The sequence below is a fragment of the Neptuniibacter sp. genome (assembly GCF_024231755.1).
Classification (GTDB): Bacteria; Pseudomonadota; Gammaproteobacteria; order Pseudomonadales; family Balneatricaceae; genus Neptuniibacter.
Window position 1 is genome coordinate 1 of the sequence record NZ_JAAEQH010000038.1, and the last position, 5519, is coordinate 5519.

Genomic DNA, 5519 nt, shown 5'->3' on the forward strand with positions numbered 1-5519 from the left:
GCAACTTGATGCTTATGCTGTGTGTCGAGTTTGTTGAGCAGCCTTTGTTCTTCCTGACTGAGTTTGTGATGTTGATCGTACGCGGCATAACCCATAGCAACCTCCTGAGTTGGAATCAGATTTCCAGCAGAAACCGATCCATCGCCCGGCTAAAACGTTGCATCCCTTCATCGATATCCTTATTCGGAATAATCAAAGAAGGGGCAAGGCGAACCACATTTAGGCCTGCAACCAGCAGCATCAGACCCTCCTCTTCTGCAATCTGAATAAATTGCCGTGCTTTGCCATGGTAATCAGGCTTCAACTCGCAGCCGATCAAAAGCCCCATGCCTCTGAAGTCGCGGAACAGAGGGTATTTCTGGTTGGCCTGTTCAAGCAGTTGGTTGAACTGTTGCCCTTTCTCACGAACACCATCCAGTACTTCAGGGGTGTCGACCAGTGTTAATACTTCGTTGGCGATCGCGCAACCTAAGGGGTTGCCGCCGTAGGTGCTACCGTGGCTGCCAACATTAAAAGATTCGGCAATCTCTTTTCTGCAAAGCATTGCGCCAATAGGGAAACCTCCGCCGAGGGCCTTCGCTGTAGTCATGATGTCGGGGACAATACTGCTGTTTTGGTAGGCGTATAGTTTCCCTGTTCTACCAACACCGGTCTGGATTTCATCAAATATAAGTAAAGCATTGTGTTGATCGCAGAGCTCGCGAGCTGCCTGCAGAAATTCACCAGATGCCGGTTGAATACCCCCTTCACCCTGTATCGGCTCAATAACAACTGCACAGGTGCAATCGCTGATAGCGTCGGCTAATGCTTTGCAGTCATTAAAAGGGATATGCGTGATGCCTTTTGGGACCGGCTCAAAGCCTTCGCAATATTTAGCCTGCCCGCCGACGGAAACTGTGAACAAGGTGCGCCCGTGGAAACCGTTAAGGCAGCTGATGATCTCATGCTTTTCTGGACCGAAATTGGTAAAGGCATGTTTACGGGCTAGCTTAAACGCTGCCTCATTGGCCTCTGCTCCGGAGTTTGCAAAGTAAACCCGTTCGGCAAAGGTCTTCTCGCAGAGCTGTTGGGCAAGTTTGATTGCGGGTTCGTTAGTCCATACATTACTCAGGTGCCATAGCCGTTGACTCTGTTCCAGCAATGCCAGAAGCAAACGAGGATGACAGTGGCCAAGGGCGTTAACCGCTATACCACCGGCAAAGTCGATATATTCTTTATTCGCCTGATCCCAGACTCTGGAGCCTTGCCCCCGGACCGGGATCACCGGCAGTGGAGAGTAATTAGGCACCATCACTTCATCAAAGGTTTGGCGATTGATTGGGTCTGTCATCGCGTACCTCCAGATCTTTTCACTGGTCCTTTAAGTTTAGACGGTTGTGAAGAAATCGAATTTTAGGCAGAAAGGGAGGAGGTTCGGGATAGGATTAGGCGGGTTTTAGACACGCTGCCTTAATTACGGAAATACTGCTCTTTGCTGTAGCTGGCGCAGAAGTTTTCAAATGAATCCGGTTTAGCGATTAGAAACCCCTGTAGCATGTTGCATTGATTGTCATTCAGGAACTGCATCTGTTCTTTGCTTTCTACCCCCTCCGCAACGACTCTCAGGCCGAGCTGTTTTGTCATAGCAATGATGGTTGATGTGATCGCCATATTGTCTGGATCGTTGGGAACTTCCTGTAGGAAAGAGCGATCAATCTTGAGCAGGTCTACAGGCATCTTCTTCAGATAGGTTAGGGAAGAGTAACCTGTTCCGAAATCATCAATCGCTAGGCTGATCCCCATGGTTTTTATCCGTTGTAGGACCTGTATCCCTGCTTCCATATCGGTCATTAGCATGCTTTCTGTGATCTCCAGTTCCAGCCACTGGGCATCCAGCCCCGAGCTATGTAAAGCATCTTCGATATGGGTAATTAATTTGGGATTATCAAACTGTTTAGCCGAGAGATTAACGCAAACTTTAAGTGGTGGCAGGCCTTTATCCTGCAGGGTTTTGGCTGCTTTGCAGGCTTCGCGCATAACCCAGTGCCCGATTGGGATAATCTGCCCGGTTTCTTCTGCGTGAGGGATAAATTCAGAGGGTGGGATATTACCGTGAATTGGGTGGTTCCAACGCAGCAGTGCCTCCATAGCAGTAATTTTGCCAGACTGGGTGTCTATTTGGGGTTGATAGACAAGACTGAGTTGCTGTTCTTCAAGGGCATTACGCAGATCATGGGCCATATTCAGAGCGCGTTTAGCTTCATAATCCATCTGCTCTGCGTAGAAGGCGAAGGTATTACGTCCCTTGCGTTTAGCGTAATACATCGCCAGATCGGCCTTACGCAGAAGGTCACTGCTGTCCTGGCTATCTGTGCCGATAAGTGCAATGCCAACGCTGACCGTAATGCTAATCTCATTGGTGCCTATCTGGGCGGGTTGTGAAAGCAGACTCAGTACATCTTTGGTGCGTTCAATAATATGTTTCCGATCTCTGCAGCTATGGAAAATAATCGTGAATTCATCTCCGCCTAAGCGAAATACTGAGCTGGTTTCACTGGTGCAGAAATTCAACCGGCCAGCGATGGTATTTAGCAATGCATCTCCTGCTTCGTGGCCCATGGTGTCGTTGATCTGCTTGAAATGGTCCAGATCCAAAAGAAGAAGGGCGTTATGGCCCTCACTCTGAGGAGAGTTTAGATGTTGCTCTAATGAACGGCGAAAATTACGGCGGTTACCCAGATTGGTAAGAGGGTCGTAGTACGCCATCTTTTCCATCTCTTTATCGTGCTCTTTTATCTGGGAGATGTCCTCGCTGACCGACACAAAATTAATGATATTGCCCAGCTCATCATGGATCGGAGAGATATTCTGCAGGGACCAGTACGTAGTGCCATTTTTACGTTTATTCAGCAGGGTGCCGCGCCATTTTTTATGATTTAGTACGGTGCTCCAGAGTTCGTTGTAGGTTTCATCTGTCGTTTTTTCCGAGCGGAGAATGCTGGGGCGCTTGCCTTTAATCTCATCAAAACTGTAGCCGGTGATTTCGCTAAAGCGGTTGTTTGCGTACTGAATATGTCCACGGTTATCGGTAATAACCACGGCGCTGCCAGTATTCTCCACGGCATTACGAAATAATTTTAGCTCCCTGGCCTGGCGAGCGCTGTCGCTCGAGTTGCGCAGTGTTACAAGAATTTTGTCCTGATCGCCAATCAGATTGATTTCTGTGCGGATCAGAATATTTTCCTGATTACGAGTTATTTGCAAGTGGGTGCTCAGAGAGGGGCTATTGTGGCTTAGTAGTTCGCTGACATGGGGTTGCAGCAATTCGCGGAAGTCAGATGGTAGTGGGACTGCTGTATTCCAATTTTGGCTTAGCTCGTCCCAGATAAGTTCTTGTGCGCTAGGGTTGCAGCAGACACAGTTCAGCTGCAGGTCCAGTTCGACTATGCCTATAGACGAATTGGAGAACCACTGCATTAGTAGCCTGTTAGGCAGGCTGGTAATGTCTACTTGTTCATTCATGTTTTTATTTTTGTTTTAAATCTACACTAATAGCTATGTATTATGGGTGTTTGTGAGGTGGTTTTGTTTGATCTGGTGCAGGTTTTTGTTTCATTTTTATTTCTGGAGGGCAAAAAAAAGCACCTTTGAAAAGGTGCTTTTTAATAATTGGACTAGGTTATAGGGCGTCTGGGCCGCTTTCACCGGTACGAATACGGATAACCTGCTCAAGTGGTGAGATGAAAATCTTACCGTCACCGATCTTGCCAGTGTTTGCAGTTTTGCTGATTGCTTCAACTACCTGATCAACCATATCTGTATCAACAGCGATCTCAATTTTTACTTTAGGTAGGAAATCAACAACGTACTCTGCGCCACGGTACAGTTCAGTGTGACCTTTCTGACGGCCAAAGCCTTTAACTTCTGTCACGGTAACGCCCTGGATACCAATCTCAGACAGTGCTTCACGGACATCATCCAGTTTAAACGGTTTAATCACCGCAGTGACCAGTTTCATAATGCTCTTCCTCAGTTTATACCTGCCTAAAATGGCCGAACGGATTCGGAGGCAGTTTTCTATGCTGAATAACGGACCTTAGTATAACGGGAAAATCTGGTTTGGGAATAATCAGTTGGCGCTGATTGCGCTGGATCAATAGCTTTGGCCCTGATATTTCATCAAGTTTCAGCAATTATCGGAAGTTTGTGCTTAATCGTCAGTCCCTCACTTATTTTCTAGCAACCCTAATCACAGGGCAGAAAAATGACCGAGCAACAAAAAAGGGCGCTAAATGCGCCCTTTCTGTCGACTTTTTAAGAGTGGAGCTTATTTACCAGAAGTGAACTCTGGGTAAGCTTCCATACCACATTCAGAGATATCCACGCCTTCGTACTCTTCTTCTTCGCTAACACGGATGCCCATTACAGCTTTCAGTGCCAGCCATACGATCATGCTTGTTACGAATACCCATACGAAGATAGTCAGGGCGCCGATGATCTGGCCAGAGAAGCTAGAACCGTCGTTAGTCAGAGGTACCAGCAGCAGACCCAGCAGACCTACAACACCGTGTACAGAGATCGCACCAACAGGATCATCAATTTTCAGTTTATCCAGAGTCAGGATGCTGAATACTACCAGCGCACCACCTGCTGCACCGAACAGAGTCGCCTGCAGAGCAGAAGGAGTAGAAGGTTCAGCAGTGATCGCAACCAGACCAGCCAGTGCACCGTTAAGTGCCATTGTCAGGTCAGCTTTACCGAACAGCATGCGAGCAACGATCAGAGCTGATACAACACCACCTGCAGCAGCAGCGTTAGTGTTCATGAATACAACAGCTACAGCGTTAGAGTTTTCAACATCGGAAGTTGCCAGTACGGAACCACCGTTGAAACCGAACCAACCCAACCACAGGATGAATGTACCCAGAGTAGCCAGTGGCAGGTTTGCACCAGGGATAGCGTTTACAGAACCGTCTTTACCGTATTTGCCTTTACGAGCGCCCAGTACCAGAACACCAGCAAGAGCAGCAGCTGCACCAGCCATGTGTACGATGCCGGAACCTGCAAAGTCAGAGAAGCCCAGATCGCCCAGAGTGTACATGCCGAATACAGCGTTGCCACCCCAAGTCCAAGAACCTTCCATTGGGTAGATAACACCCGTCATTACTACAGCGAAAGCCAGGAAAGCCCACAGCTTCATACGCTCAGCAACCGCACCAGATACGATAGACATCGCAGTTGCTACGAATACAACCTGGAAGAAGAAGTCAGCAGAAGGCGCGTAAGTAGCTGGTTCTGCTTCACCAGTGAAACCATCACCAGTGATACCTGCCAGCAGGTAGTCGCCGCCGTACATGATTGCGTAACCGCAAACCAGGTACATGATACAAGAGATCGCATACAGAGCGATGTTCTTAGTCAGGATCTCGGTAGTGTTTTTAGCGCGTACCAGACCCGCTTCCAGCATGGCAAAGCCTGCTGCCATCCACATTACCAATGCGCCACACACTAGGAAGTAAAAAGTATCCAGTGCGTATTTA

At 48.1% G+C, this 5519-nt stretch carries 4 protein-coding genes; all 4 read right to left on the reverse strand.

Annotated features, from left to right (window positions below):
• Positions 1-115: 115 nt before the first annotated feature.
• On the reverse strand, positions 116-1330 hold the full coding sequence (locus GY843_RS01185) for an aspartate aminotransferase family protein (protein WP_297305891.1): 1215 nt from the start codon (positions 1328-1330) through the stop codon (positions 116-118).
• Positions 1331-1449: 119 nt separating this feature from the next.
• A complete protein-coding gene (locus GY843_RS01190; RefSeq protein ID WP_297305892.1) occupies positions 1450-3501 on the reverse strand; it encodes a bifunctional diguanylate cyclase/phosphodiesterase in 2052 nt (683 codons plus the stop codon).
• Between the two features lie 157 nt (positions 3502-3658).
• Complete coding sequence (glnK, locus tag GY843_RS01195) at positions 3659-3997, reverse strand: P-II family nitrogen regulator (RefSeq protein ID WP_297305893.1); 339 nt, start codon at positions 3995-3997, stop codon at positions 3659-3661.
• Positions 3998-4306: 309 nt separating this feature from the next.
• Positions 4307-5519 (reverse strand): ammonium transporter (locus GY843_RS01200; protein ID WP_297305894.1); only part of this gene is annotated, 1213 nt, incomplete at its 5' end.

Excerpts from the sequence above, each read along its gene's own strand:
- GY843_RS01190 (WP_297305892.1), bottom strand. The coding sequence starts at position 3,501 with ATGAATGAACAAGTAGACATTACCAGCCTGCCTAACAGGCTACTAATG.
- GY843_RS01185 (WP_297305891.1), bottom strand. The coding sequence starts at position 1,330 with ATGACAGACCCAATCAATCGCCAAACCTTTGATGAAGTGATGGTGCCT.
- glnK (WP_297305893.1), bottom strand. The coding sequence starts at position 3,997 with ATGAAACTGGTCACTGCGGTGATTAAACCGTTTAAACTGGATGATGTC.